Raw genomic sequence first — 21269 nt, forward strand, 5'->3', positions numbered from 1 at the left:
CGCGCTGGCCCGGGCGTCCAGCCGGCTGAGCGCCCGGGTCAGATCCCCAGATCCCTCCTCGCCCGTCCCGAAAGCCTGAGCGCCAGTGCCTGTTGCTCGGCAAGGTTTTCGGTGTCCAAGGCTGCGACTTCGCTCAGGTATTGGGCGCTGAGGTCCGGGTGAAGCTCCTCGAGGGCATCTACCTTGACCTGATGCGCCTGGGCCAACACCGAAAACTCTTCCGGGTACAGCTTCTGCAAGTAGCTGACCCAGTACGGGCGCTTGACCAGCTCTTGCATAAACACCGGAGTACTCTCTCTGGCCACAATGGCGGCATACGCCTGATCGATGTTGGCCTGGGTCACCCGGGACAGGTTGCGGTACAGCATGGTGGACGGTTGGTGAGGCAGATCCAGGCGCTCGGCCAGGCCAATGCGGTAGGCCAGGCGAATTTCCGCCGGATCGATGCCGGGGCTGCGGTTGATCGCTTCGCCAGCAATGCGCTCCGCTTCATCGAGACGGATCATGCGCCGGGCCAGGTTGAACAGCGTGGTGCCTTCCTGCCCGGGCGCAAGGGCCCTCAGGGCCTTGAACTCATACACGCTGACTTCAAGATCACTGAACAGGAGGATCCAGCCGTCACCACAGGTAGCCCTTACCCGCATCGCCTGGGCCTGGCCAAATAGTTGTTCGCGCAAGTGCGGGTATTGCTCCGCCGCCTCAAGCACCGTCCACACCCGGCGAGTCAGGTCGGCACGGTCGTGCAAGAAATCCTGGGCGTTCTTCAACTGGGAAATGATGTAGAAAAAATCCTCGCTGTTTTCGGCCTGCTTGAGCACGCTCCATACCCGGTGGCGGGCCGAATCGGCGGCAATACCCGAGAACCATTGGGCCTTTTTTTGTTCCGGGGTCAAGAGTTCAGGGTGGATGTCCGACCCGGAGCTGCTATCGGTACTGTGGTACCCCTCCAGTGCGTCTTCCAGTTCCTCGGCGGAAAATCCCAGGCCACAATCGGTCTGCTGCTGGTAGACGCGCAAGCGTGCAAGATCTTCCTCAAACAGCAGGTTATCGGACAGGTCCGTGCCCCACATCAGAGCGCTGTGCTGGGGCAGCAACGCGTCTTCAGGGATGGTTTCGATACGGTTGCTGCGCAGGTCCAGGTGGCGCAACTGCGCAGCCTGGAGGACACCCTGCGGCCACGCCAGAAGGTTATTGCCGCGCAGTTCCAATGACTGCAATTGAGGCAGGCTGCTGATGTCCAAAGAATCGAGGACGTTCTCACTCAGGTCCAGGCGCTCCAGCGCGGTCAGCCGATTGAGCTGGCCCTGCAGCTCGCTGCGATAGCGTAGTTCGTTATGGCTCAGGCGCAGCTCGGTGAGTATCGAGCATTCGCCGACGGCGTCGGGCAGGCTCATCAGGCCATTATTGTTGAGAGTCAGGGTACGCAGCTTGGGAAACGCCCGCAGGAACGCATTGGAGCCCTGCTCAGTAAGCTTGACTGCGTTGAGGTTCAACACCCTCACATGGGCCAACGGCTCGGGTAACGCCGGCAGGTCCCCCAGATACAGGTCGTTCAATTGAAGGACCTCGCGCCCATCGCCCGGCGCAACCTCGGGGTGCGCCCGCAAGGTATGGCGCCAACTGTCGATAAGCCTGTCGGCCGCGCGACGACGGTCCACCGCGCTGACCCAGCCGCCCCCCTGGCGATAACCGCGAATATCGATCCAGTCGTTCAACACCCGCACCATACCCCGGTAGCCCGTGCGCCACCGAACCAGGCATGCCTCGACCTCCAGTGCACCCAGGCCACTGGCAAGCAGTTCGTCAATGCGCCGTACTGCATCGCGCGTGGACAACGCCGGGTCTATTTGTTGCAGACGCTGCGCAGGTGTCTGCCGAACTTCACTGTTGGGCACCTCTACCTCCAGCGCGAGGAGCAGATCGGGACTGTCCGTGACCTCCAGGGGAAAGTATTCCGGATCGCCCCCCGTTCTGCCCTCCGCCAGCCCTTCGCGGGGAATGCCCAAGGGTTTGTCCAGGTAAAAGCTCGGGCCAAAAACCGGCAGCATGGCCGGTGCGACGTTCAACGGATTGTCCTGGTAGGTACGCAGGGCAAAACGCTGTATGTCGGCACAGGCCGGCAAGGTCAGGCGACAGCCACGCACGTTGCTGCTCAGCATCAGCAGGTCATGGCCGGTCAGTGCAGCCTGGGGGATCGTGGTAATAGCGCTGTAGCTCAGATCCACTTGACGCAGTTCGGGTAATGCCAGCCAACCTGTCGGCCAGGCGGTGGTCGCGGTGTGGCTCAGGTTCAGGCTGCGCAGCTGGTTGAGCCCACTGACATCCAGGGTACCCACACGGTTGTAATCCAGGTTCAACCCTCGAAGCGTGACCAGGGCGCTGAGGCGCTGCTGTATCGCCTCAGTGATCGTCAACTGGTTGTGCGCCAGGTCCAGCTGTTTGAGAGACCTCAACTGCGTCAGGGACGCCGGCAGGTCCATCAGGTTGCTGCGGCTCAGGTCCAGGCCGTGGATTTGGGTGAACTGGGGGAGGAAATCGTTCAATGCCGCCACTGAAACCCGGGTGCCTGCGAGGTTCAAGCGCTGCACGTGGGTAAAAGCTGCGGCCGGCATCAGCGGCAAATCCCCCAGTACCGTACCCGACAGGTCCAGCATGACCCCCTCGGAGGCGGCTGGCGAAGAAGGCCCGGCCACCTCACGGGGGGAGGCAAAACGTCGGTCGAGGCCATCGCGCCAGTAAGCCATGAGCTTGTCTGCCGCACGTTGACGATTGAGCGGGTCCACCGGTCGCCGGTCGACCTCCACTTCCCTGCCCTGCCACTCTTCCAGCGCCTGCTGCAAGGTTGCATGTTCATCCAGCAAGGCGTGCACACGGGTCAACTTGGCGTCACTGGTCAACCGATGGCGCCGCAGGTACGCCAAGGCACTGGGCGCAAACGCCGGGTCGCTGTCTTTCAGGCGTCGCAACGCGCCTTCACAATAAGCGTCCACCATCAGCACTTCATCCACCAAATGCCCCGGGTGGTTTTTCACGTGCTGATACACCGGCATGAACGCACGCCGCTCAAACGCTGCCCAGTTGAGGGTAAGGCCACGCCACAGGCGCTCGTGGCCCTCAAGCATTGCCGCCGGCATGGTATTTATCCCGGTCGCCAACAGGTCGAGCGTCTCCAGTTTGTCTAACGTCAGAACACCTACCGGCCACTCTTTCAGGGCGCCCGCCACCCGCAAGGCAAGCAGCTGTTTCAAGCCACTGACATCCAACGCGTCCAGCGCGCCCGTCAGGACTAACCGGCGCAATTGGCTCAACGTGTTAAGGCGTTGCAAAAAGGCCGGCGAATAGGTCAAGCCCCAGCCGTCGATCGACAACTCTTCAAGCTTGGGAAACAGCCCGAGGCCCGCGGCAATCGCTTCGACATGGGCGGGCTCGGTAAACACATTCAGGACTTCGACGTTGGAGAACTGCTGCGCAAGCCTGACGCCCTGCGTGTCCGCCAAGGTTTCACCGCTTACGCCCAACCCTCGCACATGGGAAAAATCAGCATCCAGCGCCGGCAAGTTACCGGCCTTGCCCAGTGACAGATAGGCATGGGGCTTCAGGCCCCGGTACGCGCCTTCGCGCCAGCAATTGATCAGGGTGTCTGCCGTATGTTGTGCCCCCGCCTGAGCACTGTTTTGCGTCACCCAACGATCCAGGGTCATGCGTAACCGGGTCAGTTCGCGCTCGCGGTTGCCTATCAACTCATAGATCTGTGGAGGACGCTGGCCGGCCTGCAACAGGCTTTGCACAAACAGCTGGGCCGCCTCATCGCTGAGGTTGGGGTAAACATCGCGAACCCTGGCCGCCAGGGCGGCATTGGGTGCCTGGGCCGTACCCCGGCCGCTCAGGGCATAACCTAATGACCCGCTCGCCTGACGCAACGCCGGGCGAGCCATGGGCGCGCGTATCTTCAGCACGGCGGCCATTTCGAGGCGGTGTGCCGTGGCATACCGCGCCAGGGCTTGCTGCAAATCGACATCCGCGCTGGCCAGCGGCAAACCCAGTGACTGGCGCAGGGTCACGGGCAAGGCATGGACGATTGATGGATAGAAATTACGACTGCCGGGGACCGGACTGTTAAGAGGAGCCCCCTGCAGGTCGCACGCCAGGAATGTCTCGCCTTTTTTGACCAGGTAACGGCGCACTGCCGCGTCTTCAGGCCCAACCTCAGCCAGCAAGCGCCCACTGGGGTTGTCGGCGCGCAGTTCCAGGCGCATCGTGGGAGACCAGCCCGGCAGTTGCTGCAAGCAATGCAACGCCAGCCGGTCACTGTCCAGGCTGGCGAGCGCCGGCAGGTACAAGCCGGCCAACGCACTGCTCAGGCGACGTTGCTGTACCGCACGCCGCGCCAGGTTATCCAGGCGCGGCGCAACACCGGTTCGGCCGAGTATCTGCAGGCGTTCCTTATCGCTGGCCGTACTGATAATTTCGTTGATCCCGCCTCGGGACAAAGAAGCAAAGCGGCGCTGCAACACTGCGCCCTCGGGGGACAGCAGTACAGCCTGTGGCGGCGCGCCGCGAAACAACTGCAACGTATCGGCCAGCACGGCAGGCATCGGCAAACCATCTATGTGGACCTTGCGCAACAGGTCATCACTGATGCCGCTGATGTCGCCAAGGGCGCTCAACGTTGCATCGCTGATTCCCTGGGTTTCATGACCCAGGCGCCTCAGCAAGGTCAGGCGGTCCCATTCCAGTGGGCGTTCATGGGTATGGCGCCAGGCACCCGCCTGGTTGTGCTCGAGGATCGGCTGGTACGCAGCCGGATTGTTCGGATGCTGGATCCGCCATTTTCGAGTCCGCGCATCAAAAGCCTTTTCATAAAGGCCCTCACCCAGACGCACGTACATCTTGCCGCCCTGCGCGTACTGACCCTGGGCATTGGGCTTGAGTGATGCATCCAGAACGGTATGACTGCGGTAGGTCGCAAGGTCGGGTTTCCACAGGCGCCTTTCGCCGTTCGGCAACTTCACCGGCACCAGCCCATCGACCCATTTCGACACCTGGATAGCGGGCGCCCGGCCAGCGAGGGCTGCCGCCCCACCCAGGGTAGCCATGAACCCGAGATTCAGCGCCACCGACTCCAGGTGCTCCCATGCCGCATCCATATCGCCCTCCTGCCAGGATTCGATGCCGTGATAGACCTCCAGGCCCAACTGAATCGCCGTGACCGCCAACAACAGCTCCCCCAGGCCGGGCACCATGAATGCGGCCACATTCAATGTGTTCAAACCCATGCTCAACCAGTGAGCATGGCGTGCCTGTGCGGCTTTTCGATCAGCCTCCGCAGTGGGCACCGCCAGGGTTCTGGCATTGTCCTTGAGGCGCTGTACATGCCGCTCGTAGAGCGCGCCGAACAACTCCCCCTCGATCAACCGTTCTCGCCGGTTCAAGTTGATTTGCTCGTCGTAGACCTGCTCCTTGTAGCCTCGCGGGTTCCAGGTGAAGGTGTAGAGTTTTTCCTTGAGGCGCTCAAGGAACTGCGGCGCCTGTTGCTGAGGTACCAGGCTGGCAAACAACTGCTGATAGGCAGGTGAGCGCAGGTTCACCGCCAGCTCCTTGTCGAACGCCTGCATAGACGGGTATTCCTTGAGCGGGCACTGCGGCGCGCCCGGAATCCAGGCCACCACCCGCGTATCAGGCGCCACGGGAAGCAGCCCGCTCACACCTGCCCCAGGAAACAAGGGCGGGATCACGGACCGGGTCGGTGCGACACCCGGCCCGATCAGCAGCACCTCCCCCAGCTCGCAGCCCAGGATCGACAGTTGACCGAAACGTACGACCTCGCCATCCAGCAGCGGCCGCGAAGTACCTGCCAGCACTTCACGCAACATGAGAAACACCGCCGGACCGATGTCGCCCTGCGCCCATGCGGCATACAGGCGTACCGTCAGCAGGTCTTTTTGCGCGCGAATCATCTGCTCCCGCACCACGGCCCGAGTGGCAGCGGCATCGAACACCTGCGCCAGGTGGGCCTGGTATTGCTGCCCCAGGTCCAGGGTGCGGCACAGGGTGGAAAAGGTTTGTGGAGTCATCGACAGGGTTGCGCTGTAGCGATAACGCGCCGCACGCGAGCCATCCGCCCGCGCCTCGCCGTAGTACTCGGTCAGCAGCGCACCTTCCGGCGCCAGGGCGCTGGTCTGTTCGAGGGCGATATCGGTGAAGTCTTCATCGCCCTCGAAGTTCAGCAACGCCGCCTGCAACAACGAATGCTGCTGCGGGGCCTGGCGATACCGCAGGTAATGCAGCTGGTTTTTGTGGACGTCCGGGGCCTCGCCCATCGCCTCGCGCAACGCCGCTTCCAGCTTGGGCTGGGCGAATTCGACAATGCCTTGCAGCGCGCCAAGGCCCTTGGCCAAGGCTTCGCGGGACTGACGGCTGGCCTTGCGACTGTCATCGAGTGCCTTGTTCAATGCGGGCGAGAGCGGGACCTTGGTGGCAGGCCGCTCCCTGCCGGGCAACAGTCCATGTTTGAGCCGGCGCACATCGACGGGGGCCATGTGGGCAACCCACGTGGGCAGACGTGCCTTGATCAGGGCGGTGTGCAAGCTTTCGTCCGCGAGGGCATTAGGTGGAGTAGACATGTGCGGCTTCCTGAGAACGCTTTTGGGAGGCCCAGTACAGCGAACAGGCGAGCGCCTTCGCAGGTAGATAAATGTTTTTGTGCACCTTGGCGCCGAACCTGGGTAACGACCACTGAGGCGCGGCAGGCCCGTTTCCGGACCTGCCGCCGGGGCACAGGCTGTTATAGCCTCAGTGTTGCTCTCTCCCGCTCGGACAGGCGAATCAGCAGGGCCTGGCGTTGCTCAATCCTTTGCTTGGCCAAGACCACGGCTTGCGCCTCGTACTGCGCACCAAACGCCGGATAGCGATCCTCCAGGGCTTCAGCCTCGCGGGCCTGGGTCTGAGCCAGCGTCGTAAAGTCAGCCGCGTATTGCTTCTGCACGTAGTCGACCCAGTACTGGCGCGTGACCAGATCGGCCGTGAACGCCTCGGTCGCCTCCCGGGCGATGATGCTGGCGTAGGCCTGGTCGATATCGGCCTGTTTCACTTGGGAAAGGTTGCGGTACAGCATGCCGGACGGCTGGCGCGGCAACTCCAGGCGTTGGGCCAGGCCGATGCGGTAGGCCAGGCGAATTTCCGCCGGGTCAACACTGGGCTTTAGGCTGACCACGCGGCTGGCGGTGGCTTCAGTCTGTTCCAGGCGGATCATGCTTCTGGCCAGCTTGAACAGCGCCGCGCCTTCTTTTCCGGGCTCCACGGTTTCCAGGGCCTTGAACTCATAGACACTGACTTCAAGGTCGCTGAACAGCAGGATCCAGCCGTCACCGCAGGTCGCGTTGATCCGCATGCCGCGAGCCTTGCCGAACAGTTGCTCGCGCAACGCCGGACGTTGCTCGGCGGCCTCCAGCACCTCCCATACCCGGCGCGTCAACTCAGGGCGGTCGGTGATGAAGTCCTGGGCGTTTTTCAGCTGGGAAATGATGTAGAAGAAATCCTCACTGTCGTCAGCGCTCTTGAGCGACTCCCAGACTGCGTGTTTGCTGGAGTCGGCCGCCACGCCAGCAAACCACTGGGCTTTCTGTGCTGCGGGCGTCAGCAGCTCCGGATGCAGCTCACCGCTCAGATCCGCTTCCTCGTGACTGGTACTGAGGAGGAAGCCATCGAGCTCGCGATCAATTTGCTCCCGGGTATAACCCAGGCCGAACCCCGTTTCCTCGAGGAAGTCGCTCAGGCGCTCGAACACGCGTTCTTCCAGCCCGTTGTCTGTCAGGTTGGTGTTGCTCATCAGGAGGTTGTGGCGAGGTAACAGGGCATCGTCCGGGATGGTCTCGATCTGGTTATTGCTGAGGTCGAGGGTGCGCAGTCGCGGCAGTTCCAATGCCCCGGCCGGCCATTCCTCCAGGACGTTGTTGTGCAGATCCAGGTTTGTCAGCCCGCGCAGGCCGCTGACATCCAGGCTGGCCAGGGTGTTTTCGCCAAGGTCGAGCCATTCCAGCGCACTTAATGGGCCGAGCAGTGCCTGTAGCTCCACAGCGTCGCGCAAATCATTGTAGGTGGCTTCGAGATGAGTCAGCGCCGTGTATTGGTTGATCACCTCGGGCAGGTGCGCCAGGCCATTCTTGTTGAGCACAAGCCGGCGCAGGTGGGGGAAACTGCCCAGGAACCCATTGGACCCCTGCTCCGTCAGCTTCACCTCGGTGAGGTCGAGCACGCTGACGTGGCTCATTGAAGCCGGCAACGTCGGCAGGTCGCCCAGATACAACCCGGACAGGTCCAGTACCTCGCGCCCGTCCACCGGCGGCACCTCGGGCCGGGCACGCAGGTTGTGGCGCCAGCTTTCAAGGAGCCGGCCGGCGGCACGACGACGGTCGAGGGCACTGACCCAGCCGCCCCCCTCGCGATAACCCTCGATGTCGATCCAACTGTTCAACACCCGGCTCAAGCGTTGATGCTCGGCGTGCAACTGCACCAGGCGTGTGTCGACGCCGGTGGCGCCCAGGCCGGCGGCCAGCCATTCATCAATGCGCGCCACCGCCTGGGCACTGCTCAAGGCAGGATCCAGTTGTTGCAGGCGCGCCGCCGGAGTGAGGCGTGCTTGCGCGTCGACGTTCTCGACGTGCAGGGGCAACAGCAACTGGCCGGGGTCGTCCGTGACCCTGACCGGGAAATACTCCGGATCGCCGCCGGTCCGGCCGATGCGCAGCTGTTCCTGGGGAATGCCCAGCGGCTTGTGCAGGTAGATTTCCGGCCCCACCAACGGCAGTAATTCCACATCAAGGCCCAATGGATTTTCCCGCAGGGTGCGTTGCGCAAAGGCCAGGATGTCGGCGCAGGCCCGGGCAGTCAGTCGGCAACCCCGCAGGTTGCTCTTGAGCATCAGCGTGTCGTGGCCGGTGAGCGCCTGGGCGGGCACCCGGGTGATAGCGCTGTGGCTCAGGTCCAGGCTCTCCAGGACTGGCAAGTCCAGGACACCCTCGGGCCATTCGGTGATTCCAGTGCGGCTGAGGTTCAAGTGGCGCAAGGCGTTGAGGCCACGCAGATCCAGGCTCGCGACACGGTTGTATTGCAAGTCCAGGGTTTCAAGAGCCGTCAGGCGGCTCAAGCGTTGCTGGATGGACGGGATGATGCTCAGTTGGTTGTGGGAAAGATCCAACTGGCGCAGGGCGGTGAAGTTGTCCAGGGCCGAAGGCAGCTGTGCCAGGTTGCTGGCACTGAGGTTCAAGTCTTCAATGGCGTTGAATGCGCCGAGAAAGTCATTCAGCGCCTCAATGGAAACCCGGGTGCCGCTCAGGTTGACCTGTTTGACATGGGCGAACGCGGCCGCCGGCAACCCGGGCAAGTCGCCCAGTACGCCCCCCGACAGGTTCAGTGTGGCGGTCGGCAGGTTGGAGCGCGCCGACATGCCCGACGGCGCAAGCCGCGGCCCCAGGCCTTCACGCCAACTGTCCAGGAGCCGCTCGGCGGCGCGCTGGCGGTAAAAGACATCCACCTGCCGGCGGTCAACCCGCAACTCCCTGGCCGACCACTCCTCCAGGTCCCGGCTCAGGGCGAGCTGTTCGTCGAATACCTGGTGAGTGCGGGCCAGTATCTGTTCAGTGGTCAGACCCTGCTGCCGGAACTGAGAGACAACGTCTATGCCAAACCCCCAGCGCACGTCTTTCAAACGATCCATCACGCCCTCACAGTAACCCCGCACCAGGGCTTGCTCATTGAGCAGGTGAGCCGGATTGCCCCGCACGTGTTCATACACCGCCATGAATTCCCGGCGGTCAAACGCGGCCCACCGCAGGTTCAAGCCGCGCCACAGGCGTTCATGCCCGATGAGCATCGACGGGGGCACCGAACGGATGTTTGTTCGCCACAGGTCGAGCCTCTCAAGGTGCTCAAGTGACGCCACCCCCTGTGGCCACTCCTGCACCGAGCCCTCCATGCGCAGCGAGCGCAGGTGCGTGAGGGCGCTGACGTCCAGGCGTTGCGAAATGCCCTCGATGCTCAGGTGCTGCAAACGCTCCATTCCCCCCAGGCGTTGCATAAACGCAGCCGGATAGGCCATATTCCGGCCGCCTAACGTCAACTGGGTGAGCCCGGTAAAGCGGTTCAGTCTGTCGACCAGCTCGATGCCTGGGGTTGCCTCAAGGAATACATCAAGGCGTTGCACGCCGGAGAAGTGCTCAGCCAGCCTTGTACCCTGCTCACCCGATAAGGCCTCGGCTCGCACACTCAGCGACTGCACATGGGAAAAGTCTGCGCTCAGCCGCGGAAGGTCCGTCACGCTGCCCAGCGACAGGGTGCTCAGCGGCGGCCGCTCGCGGTAAATGCCCTGGCGCCAGCAACTGATGATGTCGGCCGCCATCCGTTGCTGATCACTGACCCTACCCGGCTGTGGGAACGCAGCGGCGGTCCACTGATCAAGCTCTGCCTGCAACAGGTCGAACTCACGCTGGCGGTTTCCCAACAGGGTGAAGATCTGTTGGGCGCTTTCACCGGCCTGCAATCGGCTCAGGACAAAATCGCTGGCCTGCCCGGCGTTGAGGTTCGGATAGAGCGCCTGCACCCTCGCCGTCAGCGATGCATCCACGTCAAAGCCTTTGCCCCGACCGCTCAACGGGTAACCCAGGACGCCCCCCGCCCCTGTCAACACGGGTCGCGAACGCGGTGCGCGCAGGCCGAGCACATTGGACATTTGGCTACGGCGGCGGGTGGCATAACTGGCCACCGCCTGTTGCAGTTCCCGGTCCAGGGTCGCCACGGGCATGTCCAGGCCAGGTCGGGCCGCAGCGGGGATCGCATGCACGACGGACTGGAAGAAATTACGCCGCCCGGTGGTCCGGCTGTTCAGCGCGACACCGCGCTCGTCGTAGGCCTGGAAGGCTTCGCCCTGCTTGACCAGGTATCTGCGCAGCGGCGCATCTTGCGGGCCAATGCTGTTCAGTAACGGTCCTTCGACAGCCTGAAAGCGCACTTCCAGGCGCAGATTGGTGGGCCAGCCCGGCAAGTGTTGCAGGCAATGCAGGGCCAGGCGGTCCGTGTCGGCACCGGCGTCGGCCTGACGATGCAGCCCCGCCAGGGCACGGCTCAGGCGGCCTTGTTGGACTGCGCGGCGAGCGGCATTGTCCAGGCGCGCCGAGGTTCCACGCTGACTGCGCAGTTGCAAGCGCTCCTGTTCGCTGGCGGTATCAAGAATTTCCTGGATGGCTCGCCTCGACAATCCAGGGAAGCGCCGTTGCAGCACCGCCTCTTCGCCAGCCAGCGGCGCCGTTTCCGCCACTGGCTGGCTGCGGAACTGCTCCAGGGTATCGGCCAGCACGGCGGGCAACGGCCTGCCTTCGATATACGCCTTGCGCAACACGTCATCCTGGACCCCACTGATATCCCCAATAATGCCCAGTGTCGTATCAGAGAATTCTTCAGTGACAGGCCCCAGTCGTCGCAGCAGGGTCAGGCGGTCCCAGTTGAAAGGCTGCTCATGCACATGCCGCCAGGCACCGGCGTTGTTGTGTTCAAGGATCGGTTGGTAAGCCTCGGGATTTTCCGGGTGTTTGATCCGCCACTTGCGGATTCGGCTGTCGAAGACCTTTTCATGCAGGTTTTCGCCGATACGCACATAAATCTTGCCGCCTGTCTCGTACTGGCCCCGGGTATTGGGCTTGAGAGCCGGGGCCAGCACCACCTCGCTGCGGTACGGCGCCAGGTCCGGTTTCCACAGCCGAGCCTCACCACTGGGCAGTTTGACCGGTACCAGGCCATCCACCCAGCGGGACACCTGGATCTGCGGCGCGCGACCGGCCAGGGCCGTCGAACCGCCGAGGGCGGCCATGAAGGCCACGTTCAGCGCCACCGACTCCAGATGCCCCCAGGCGGCATCCATGTCGCCTTCCTTCCACGCCTCGATGCCATGGTAGACCTCCAGGCCCAGCTGCACAGCCGTAACCGCCAGCATCACCTCCCCCAGGCCGGGCACGACGAAGGCCGCCACGTTCAGCACATTCAAGCCAATACTCAGCCAATGTTCGTGGCGTTCCTGGGCAGCCTTGCGATCCGCCTCGGCGGTGGGTACGGCGAGCGTTCTGGCGTTATCTTTCAGGCGTTGCAGGTGGTTGTCATAGAGTGCTCCGAACAGCTCGCCACTGATCAGGCTTTCGCGGCGCGCCAGGTTGATGTTCGGGTCGTAGATCTGCTCCATGTAGCCTCTGGAATTCCACTCGAAGGTAAAGAGCTTGGTCTTCAGTCGTTGCAGGAAAGCCGGGGCTTCGTCTTGCGGCACCAGGCTGGCAAACAGCCGCTGATACTCCGGGGAGCGCAGGTTGATCGCCAGTTCCGCCTCGAACGCCTTTATCGACGGGTATTCCTTGAGCGGGCACAACGGCGCACCGGGGATCCACGCCACCATCCGCTGGTCGGCCGCGGCCGGCACCAGCAACTCCCCTAGCGAGGCGCCGGGCACCAGCACAGTGCCCCAGCCCAACGGCTGCCGGGCATCTGCCATCGCGCCGACGCCCGGCCCGATCAGTACGACTTCACCCACCTTGCAGCCGAGAATCGCCAATTGGCTGCAGGCAACGGGCTTGCCATCCAACTGCGGCCGTTCGGTACCGGCCAGCAAGGCGTTGAGCATGGCATAGGCACTGTCGCTGACTTCGTTCTTCATCCGCGCCGTGTGCAGCCTGACGGCCAGCAGTTTCTTGTGCGCTTCGATCATCTGCTCGCGCACCACGGCCTTGGTGCCCGCCTCCTCGAACACTTGTTGCAAATGCGCCTGGTATTGCCGGCCCAGGTCCAGCGTGCGGCAGAGCGCGGCAAACTGGTCCGGGGTGACGGCGAGCTTTTCGCGGTAGCGATAGCGGGCCCGGCGTGAATGGTCGTTCAGAATTTCGCCGTAGTACTCGGTGAACAACGCCCCTTCGGGGGCCAGCGCGCTGGTTTGCTCAAGGGCGATATCGGCAAAGTCTTCATTGCCTTCAAAGTTGAGCAATGCTGCCTGCAACAGCGAATGCTGTTGCGGCACCTGACGGTAACGCAGGTAGTGCAACTGGTGCTTGTGGACGTCCGGTACCTCACCGAACCGTTTGCGCCAGGCGTCTTCCAGCAGCGGCTGGGCAAACTCGGTGATGCCCTTGAGGCCGTCGAGAGTCTTGGCCAGCCGCTCGTGGGCGCGGCGACTGGCCAACTGGCTGTCGGCGAATGCCTGGCGCAACCCCTGGGGCGCGTTACTGAGCCAGGCAGGTGGTGCATCCTCGGGGACGCGCCCGGGCAGCAGGCCCGGCTTCAAGCGTCGGATGTCCGCAGCCGCGCTGCGGGCAATCCAGCCGGGCAAGCTGTTCTTGATCAATGCGGTGTGTAGCCCCTGCTCTGTCGGGGCGGGTAAGGTTGGCATGCGCTCGTTCCTGATGACTCTGTTAAGGAGTCCCAGTACAGCGAACGGGCCAACCGCCAGGGCGGTAGATAGCTACAGCCGGTGTTTTGCGGGAACTTGGCTATCCTCATCCATGGGTTTGATCCCTACCGCGAGGCCTTTATGGACGATTCCAACAACAAGCCACCGACTTTCTGGCAGATGCTTCACAGCGTGATGGCAGCCGCCTTCGGGGTGCAGAGCGGGAAGAATCGCGCCCGCGACTTTACCCATGGCAAGCCCAGCCACTTTGTCATCCTGGGTATTGTGTTTACCGCCGTGTTTGCCTTGACCCTGTTTGGCATCGTCAAGCTGGTGCTGCACCTGGCCGGTGTTTGAAGCCGGTCAATGCATCAGCAGTTGCAGGCTGAACGGATAGCGATAGGTGGCTGGCTTGCCCTGGGCTGACAGTGCTCGAAAGTCGACGCCGTAGTCCTCGCGCCCCTGCATCTCTAAAAGGCGCGAGGCTTGTGGCGGATCAATCAATCGAAAGAGCCCAAGCTTGCGCTCACGCCCACCGTACTGCGCCATGCCCAGGCCGCGGGCATCGTCATGCAGCACCACCATCGCCCAGCCGCCAAGGGTGAAATGCCCGGCCACCAGCACACTCAGGCGCCCCTCAAGGCGCGCCTGCAACGCTTCGGGCGAACTGTTGACCGCGCTGAACAACACGTCCCTGCCCGGCGTGCGCCCGCTGCCTTTGAGTGCATCCATTGCCCCCAGCGCCATTTCATCGTTGGCCGCCCACACCAGCGCGGTCTGCGGGTAGCGTTTGAATAACTGCGTGGCCTGGTCGAAAGCGCGCTGGCGACTCCACTCGCCATACACCAACTGGCGCAGGCGCACCTGCGGATGATCCGCCAGGGCGCGCTGCAAGCCTTGCTCGCGCAGTTGCGCGGCGGGAGTGGTCTTGGCCCCGGAGAACGCGATCAGGTCGAGGGTCTGGCCGGGGGCGACAGGCCCATGCAGGCGCAACAACTGGGTGAGCATCAAGTAGCCCGCCTGTTCGTCGTCGGCGACCATGCTGCCGATCCAGTCAGGGTATTTGCCGGCGTCCAGCAGTTGAGTCTGGTCCGCGGTCAGCGCGTTGTTGACGATCAGCAGCTTGACCCCGCTGCCCTGGGCCAGGCGCAAGATCTGCGGGGCGATGTACTGCTCGTTGACCAGCACCAGGTAGTCCGGGCGCTCGGCGCCTTGCAGGGCTTCACGGGCCTGCACCAGCGTGGTCTCGGGATTGCGCTCGGAATAGCGCACACGCAAATCCAGGCCGAGGTCCCTTGCGGCGGCCTGCATGAATTGCGCGTAGCTGACCCAGAAGGTCTCGGTCGAATTGCCAGGGTTGAGAAACACCACCGACGTCGCCTGGGCGATGGCCCAGAACGGCATGCTCAGCACCAGCAAGCACTTGCAGAGAACCTTCAACATCGTTGCCTGAGCCCTTCGGAATGACGGCCCATGATAATGGCATCAGGCCGGTCAATCTCGGCTAATTGCCGATTGTCGACAACAAGGCTCGATAACGCCCTTTTATTGATGGCTGACCCAGAACACGGCAGTGGAAACCACCAGGATAATCAAGAACAGAATGGCCCACGCATCGACACTGCTGTCACTTTTGCGGGCTTTGGTCGGATTGCTCATAGCATCGCCTCTTGTCGGTTTTATAGGTGATTGCACAAAGACACGAGCACAGTAAAGTTCATGATTGCCCGCATGACAAATGTGGGTATCGCGATAACCGTTCTCATTAGGCCATTTGGTTATTTGCATATACTCAAACATCACTTTTGCGCATAAACGCAAACTGGTATCGTGCGCCGGCTCCGTTGGGAGTGCGCGGCCGTGCGCGCAGATTTGCCGAGAACAGGACCTATATGTACGTATACGACGAATACGATCAGCGCATCATCGAGGACCGCGTCAAGCAGTTCCGTGATCAGACCCGACGCTATCTGGCAGGTGAACTGAGCGAAGAAGAGTTCCGCCCTCTGCGCCTGCAAAATGGCCTTTATGTTCAGCGCTTTGCGCCGATGCTGCGGGTTGCCGTGCCTTATGGCCAACTGACTTCCCGTCAGACGCGCATGATGGCCAAGATTGCCCGCGACTTCGACAAGGGCTACGCCCACATCAGTACTCGCCAGAACGTTCAGTTCAACTGGCCGGCCCTGGAAGACGTGCCGGACATCCTGGCTGAATTGGCCACCGTGCAGATGCACGCCATTCAGACCAGCGGTAACTGCCTGCGCAACGTGACCACCGACCAGTTCGCCGGCGTTGCCGCTGACGAGCTGATCGACCCCCGCCCATGGTGTGAAATCGTCCGTCAATGGACCACCTTCCACCCGGAATTCGCCTACCTGCCGCGCAAGTTCAAGATCGCCATCAATGGCTCGACCTCGGACCGCGCCGCCATCGAAGTGCACGATATCGGCCTGGAGCCGGTGCATAACGCGGCGGGCGAGTTGGGCTTCCGTGTGCTCGTCGGCGGTGGCCTCGGTCGTACGCCGGTAGTGGGTGCCTTCATCAACGAATTCCTGCCGTGGCAGGACCTGTTGAGCTACCTCGACGCGATCCTGCGGGTCTACAACCGCTACGGCCGTCGTGACAACAAGTACAAGGCCCGGATCAAGATCCTGGTAAAAGCGCTGACCCCCGAGGTGTTCGCCCAGAAAGTCGACGCCGAGATGGAACACCTGCGCGGCGGCCAGACCACCCTGACCGACGCCGAAGTGCACCGCGTTGCCAAACACTTCGTCGACCCGGACTACAAGGCCCTGAGCAATCAGGACGCCGCGTTGGCCGAGCTCGATGCGCAGCACCCGGGTTTCGCCCGCTGGCGCACCCGCAACACCCTGGCCCACAAAAAGCCGGGCTATGTGGCCGTTACCCTGTCGCTGAAACCTACCGGTGTTGCACCGGGTGACATCACCGACAAGCAACTGGACGGCGTCGCCGACCTGGCCGAGCGCTACAGCTTCGGCCAACTGCGCACCTCCCACGAGCAGAACATCATCCTCGCCGACGTTGAACAGTCTCAATTGTTCACCCTGTGGGGCGAGCTGCGCGAGCAGGGTTTTGCCACGCCGAACATCGGCCTGCTGACCGACATCATCTGCTGCCCGGGCGGCGACTTCTGCTCCCTGGCCAACGCCAAGTCGATCCCGATTGCCGAATCGATCCAGCGCCGTTTCGACGACCTGGACTACCTGTTCGACATCGGCGAGCTGGACCTGAACATCTCCGGTTGCATGAACGCCTGTGGTCACCACCACGTCGGCCACATCGGCATCCTGGGCGTGGACAAGAAAGGCGAAGAATTCTACCAAGTGTCCCTGGGTGGCAGCGCCAGCCGCGATGCGAGCCTGGGCAAGATCCTCGGCCCGTCCTTCGCCCAGGAAGCCATGCCTGACGTGATCGGCAAGCTGATCGACGTGTACGTTGAACAGCGCACCGAAGATGAGCGTTTCATCGACACTTACCAGCGCATCGGCATTGACCTGTTCAAGGAGCGCGTCTATGCAGCGAATCATTAAGAACAACGAAGTCCTCGACGAAACCTGGCACCTGCTGCCCAAGGATGCGAGCTTCGATGGCATCTCCAACTGCGACGACCTGATCGTGCCACTGGCCCTGTGGCGCGAGCACGCTCACGCCCTCAAGGCCCGCGACGGCGGCCTGGGTGTGTGGCTGGACGCCGATGAAGAAGCCGAAGAGATCGGTGATGACGTGGAGCACTTCCAGGTCATCGCCCTGAACTTCCCGGCCTTCACCGACGGTCGCAACTACTCCAACGCCCGCCTGCTGCGTGACCGTTATGGTTACAAGGGCGAGCTGCGGGCGATTGGCGATGTGCTGCGCGACCAGTTGTTCTACCTGCGCCGCTGCGGGTTCGATGCCTTCGCCTTGCGCGCGGACAAAGACCCGTATGAAGCGCTGGAAAGCCTCAAGGATTTCTCGGTGACGTACCAGGCCGCGACGGATGAACCGTTGCCGTTGTTCCGCCGCCGGTAACCGCTGGGAGTCGTTTAAAAATACCCCTCATTGAGGGGTATTTTTTTGCCCGGCTTTTCTATCGATTCTCAAGCGTCAGAGTGACCAGCGCATCGTCGTTGAGGTCGGCGGCAAACTTGCCCATCAGTCGCACCAGGTCGTCGATGTCCTGCTGTTCCCAGGTGGCGAAAATGGCCATCCCCATTCGCGTACGTGCCTCATCCACCCGATCCGTCATTGCCTTGCCCTGCGGGGTGATCACCGACTCGCGAACCCGGCGGTCCTTGGCATTTTCCTGGCGGTCGACCAAACCGAGGCTTTCCAGCTTCGCCACCTGGCGGCTGACCGTGGTGTAGTCGCGTCCCACGCGGTCGGCCAGCTCCACAACGCCGATCGGCCCCAGCCGCTCCACCAGCACCAGCAGCGGAAACAGTGCCCGATCAAGGGCGATACCCGCCTCCCGGACCATCACTTCGTCGCGCTGCGGCCGGTTCATGGCACCGACAATTTCAATCAGCGCCCCGTGAAGCTCGCGAATCTGAAGACCTATAGGTGTATTTTGCACGCTTTCTGTTGACACGGAATCTTCCTTGCTCAAATATATGTGCATATTACATATAAAGGCAGTCCAGATGAAAGAGCAATGCGCAGTCGACGTTCTGATTTGTGGTGCCGGTGCGGCCGGTTTGACCCTGGCGATCGACCTGGCGCGACGAGGCATTTCCTTCCGGCTGATCGAAAAATCCCCCGCGCCGTTCCACGGCTCGCGGGGCAAGGGTATTCAACCCCGCACCCTGGAAATATTCGAAGACCTCGGCATTCTCGACCGGATCACCGCTGCGGGCGACGTCTACCCGCCCGAGCGGCGATATAACGAAGATGGCAGCCACATCGACGCCGAGGTTATCGAGCTCTCGGCGCCAACGTCAGCCGAACCTTATCAGCAGCCTATGATGCTGCCGCAGTTCCTCACCGAACAGGTGATGCGCGAGCGCCTTCTGGAATTGGGGCACCGCCCGGCGTTTGGCTGCGAGTTAGTCAGCTTCGAGCAGGACAGCCACGGCGTGACCGCATATTTGGTCGGCAACGAAGGCGAACAGACACTGCGTGTACGTTGGCTCATTGGCGCAGACGGCGGCCGCAGTGTGGTACGCCGCACGCTGGACATCGGATTTCCTGGGCAGACCCTCGGGGTCCGTGCCATCGTAGCCGATGTGCTGATGACCGGCCTGTCGCGTGACTACTGGCACCGGTTCAGCACTGAGTGCATGACAATGCAGGTCGCAATCTGCCCATTGGCGGGGACCGAGCTGTTTCAGATACAGGCGCCGATTCCGCTGGACACAGAAGTTGACCTCAGCGCTGAGGGGCTCATGAACCTGGTGGCAGAGCGCACGGGTCGGCAGGACATTCATATCGACTCTGTCTCCTGGGCGTCGGCCTACACGATGAATGCGCGGCTGGCCGATCACTATCGCGTAGGACAGGTATTTCTTATCGGCGATGCCGCGCACATCCACCCACCCACCGGCGGCCAGGGCCTCAATACCAGCGTGCAAGATGCCTACAATCTGGGCTGGAAGCTGGCGGCGGTGACGGCCGATGCGCCCGAAGCGTTGCTCGACACCTATGAGGAAGAGCGACGGCCTGTGGCAGCCTCGATGCTCGGCCTGTCGACCAGGCTGCTGGACGGAATGAAAAAGGGCAACATGCGCCGCGGCCGCGAGGTGCACCAACTCGATATCGGGTATCCCCACTCCTCGCTCGCAGTGCAACCGGCAGAACGAGAAGGCCGCTTGCTCGCCGGTGACCGGGCGCCCGATGCAACCGTGCGGGACGCCAGCGGCCATTCGTCCCGGCTATTCAAGCTGTTCCAGGGCGCGCATTGGACATTGCTGGGCTATGAGGTGGAACGCGGGTCACTGAAGCCTGCCGCCGGGCTGCATATCCATCGCTTCGGGCCGGGCGGCGACCTGGTGGATGATCAGCGACAGTTCAATGACGCTTACAACCTCGCCCATGGCGAATGGGTGCTGGTGCGCCCGGATGGCTACGTCGGCGCGATCTTCACAGACGTTGAGAAACTGCACGGCTACCTCGCCCAAGTGGGGCTCAGCGCCGAGGCGTTTTAATGTCGGGCTCAGGCAGTTGGCTGCAACGCCAACTGCACCGCGCCATCAACACTCAAGCCGCTGATCAATACCTGGGGAGCACACGCCTCAGGCAGCGTCTGCAACACCTCCTGCGCCTCATGCCGTACGCGGGCCAGCACCAGGCATTTGCCCTCCCCTCGCACCTGTACGAAAAACGCCTGCAATGCCTCGATGCTGGTGCCGTCCAGGTCGGGGGATTCTTCCAGGCTGAGCACTACCGTGTGCACCGGTAACGTAGCGTGCCGCATCAGGCTCAACACCGCCCCCAACACTCGCTCGGCATTCGCGAAGAACAGCGCTTCACTGGGCCGCACGATCAGCACACCGGGGATCCGTTCGGCGCTCGGGTGATGCAGCAAGTCGACAAAATCATGTCCGCCGTCAATGCGCCCCAACTCGCGCACGTCCGCCGACGACATCTGGCGCAACATCAACACCACGCTGATTCCGACGGCCACCAACAACCCATCCAGCACCCCCAGCACCAACACCGCTGCCACCGCGCAGATCACCAGCAACCGATCGCGGCGCCAGGAGAAATAGCGGCCCAAGGGCTGCAGGCTCAAGCCACGGCCCAAGGCGTAAATGACGATGGCGGCAAGCACCGGCTCCGGCGTCAATGCCACCAGCGGCAGCACCGTCAGCACGATCGCCAACACCACCAGCGCCGCCACGGCGCCCGCCAGCCGCGAGTTGGCTCCCGCCGCCTCATTGGCCGATGTCGCCGAATACCCGGCGCCAGTGGGCATGCCCTGGAACAGCCCGGACAGCAGGTTGGCGGCCCCCAGCGCCAGCAGGTCACGGTTGGATGACACGCGATCACCATGCTTGAGGGCGAAGGAGCTGATGGAGCCGTAGGACTCGGCGTAAAGAATCATCACCATGGCAAACGCCAACTCTCCCAGGCGCAGCCAGTCGGCGAACGGCAACACCGGCAAATGCGCCAGTTCCAGACGCAGGTCGATGACGCCGATCAACGCCACGCCATGGGCCTGCAGATCCAGCCACTGGCCGGCGGCAATCCCGAGGATCACCACCAGCAACCCGCCCGGCAGGCGCCGGACTCGCGCGCATAGCCAGAGCAGCAGCAACGCGACGCCCGCGACGGCAGCGGCGGCCCAGTTCCAGCGCGGCAGTTGCTCCAGGAGCTGGGGCAGGAAGCGAATCAGGTTGTTGTCGGTCAGGTGCACGCCCACCACGCTGGCCAACTGCTTGAGGATGATCGTCAGCGCCAGGCCAAAGGCAAAGCCACGCAACACCGGCTTGGCGATAAACGAGGTCAGCCCGCCCAGCTTGAGCATCCCGGCCAACAGGAAAAACGCCCCCGTCACCAGTACCAGGCCCATTGCCAGGCTCAGCCTGAGTGCCGGGTCGTCTCCCGCCAGCGTTGCCGTGGCCGCCGCCAGCACCGCTGCCGAGGACGATGTGGCAGAGACAATCGCGAAGCGGCTGGTGCCAAACAGGCCGTAGCACAACAATCCGGCAAACAAGGCGATCACGCCCGCCTGGGGCGGCAACGCGGCGATGCTGGAATAGGCCACGGCCTCGGGCAGCAACAGGCCGGCGATGGACAGGCCGGCCAGCAAGTCTTGTGCACGGTTCGGCGTGGTGTCGCTCTCAGGCTTGGTGTTCAATCCCTAATTCCCTGGCAAAAAAAACGGCCAATCCGCTGTCTGCGAATTGGCCGTGAT

The 21269-nt window shown here is 62.7% G+C and carries 9 protein-coding genes; 4 read left to right on the forward strand and 5 right to left on the reverse strand.

Annotated elements, in window-relative coordinates:
* Window positions 1-38: 38 nt before the first annotated feature.
* Both V6607_RS18475 and V6607_RS18480 read right to left on the reverse strand, forming a co-directional pair.
* A complete protein-coding gene (locus V6607_RS18475) occupies window positions 39-6623 on the reverse strand; it encodes an NEL-type E3 ubiquitin ligase domain-containing protein (protein WP_134326800.1) in 6585 nt (2194 codons plus the stop codon).
* 161 nt (window positions 6624-6784) lie between these two features.
* Complete coding sequence (locus V6607_RS18480; protein WP_256662361.1) at window positions 6785-13417, reverse strand: NEL-type E3 ubiquitin ligase domain-containing protein; 6633 nt, start codon at window positions 13415-13417, stop codon at window positions 6785-6787.
* A 141-nt stretch (window positions 13418-13558) separates the two neighbouring features.
* On the opposite strand from V6607_RS18480, the gene V6607_RS18485 reads away from it, so the two are divergent.
* The gene (locus tag V6607_RS18485; RefSeq protein WP_008432997.1) at window positions 13559-13774 is read left to right on the forward strand and encodes a DUF2970 domain-containing protein; all 216 of its coding nucleotides are present in this window, start codon (window positions 13559-13561) and stop codon (window positions 13772-13774) included.
* 6 nt (window positions 13775-13780) lie between these two features.
* On the opposite strand, the gene V6607_RS18490 is transcribed toward V6607_RS18485, so the two are convergent.
* Window positions 13781-14860 carry an ABC transporter substrate-binding protein gene (locus tag V6607_RS18490; protein ID WP_134326801.1) on the reverse strand — a complete coding sequence of 360 codons (1080 nt, stop codon included), beginning with the start codon at window positions 14858-14860 and terminating at the stop codon, window positions 13781-13783.
* A gap of 449 nt (window positions 14861-15309) precedes the next feature.
* On the opposite strand from V6607_RS18490, the gene V6607_RS18495 reads away from it, so the two are divergent.
* Both V6607_RS18495 and V6607_RS18500 read left to right on the forward strand, forming a co-directional pair.
* Window positions 15310-16968 (forward strand): nitrite/sulfite reductase, encoded by a 1659-nt coding sequence (locus V6607_RS18495; RefSeq protein ID WP_003210800.1) that lies wholly within the window; start codon window positions 15310-15312, stop codon window positions 16966-16968.
* A complete protein-coding gene (locus tag V6607_RS18500; RefSeq protein WP_003210798.1) occupies window positions 16952-17446 on the forward strand; it encodes a DUF934 domain-containing protein in 495 nt (164 codons plus the stop codon). Before V6607_RS18495 ends, V6607_RS18500 begins: the two co-directional genes overlap by 17 nt.
* A 58-nt stretch (window positions 17447-17504) precedes the next feature.
* On the opposite strand, the gene V6607_RS18505 is transcribed toward V6607_RS18500, so the two are convergent.
* Window positions 17505-18005: a MarR family winged helix-turn-helix transcriptional regulator gene (locus tag V6607_RS18505; protein WP_032899084.1), complete on the reverse strand. Its 501-nt coding sequence runs from the start codon at window positions 18003-18005 to the stop codon at window positions 17505-17507.
* A gap of 52 nt (window positions 18006-18057) precedes the next feature.
* Here V6607_RS18505 and V6607_RS18510 point away from each other — a divergent pair, with 52 nt between their 5' ends.
* A complete protein-coding gene (locus V6607_RS18510) occupies window positions 18058-19557 on the forward strand; it encodes an FAD-dependent oxidoreductase (RefSeq protein ID WP_134326803.1) in 1500 nt (499 codons plus the stop codon).
* A gap of 8 nt (window positions 19558-19565) precedes the next feature.
* On the opposite strand, the gene V6607_RS18515 is transcribed toward V6607_RS18510, so the two are convergent.
* Entirely contained in the window at window positions 19566-21212 is a 1647-nt protein-coding gene (locus V6607_RS18515) for a SulP family inorganic anion transporter (protein ID WP_102604661.1), read from the reverse strand.
* Between the last annotated feature and the right edge of the window lie 57 nt (window positions 21213-21269).

The sequence above is a fragment of the Pseudomonas sp. KK18 genome, assembly GCF_037094675.1.
In the GTDB taxonomy this organism is placed as follows: Bacteria; Pseudomonadota; Gammaproteobacteria; order Pseudomonadales; family Pseudomonadaceae; genus Aquipseudomonas.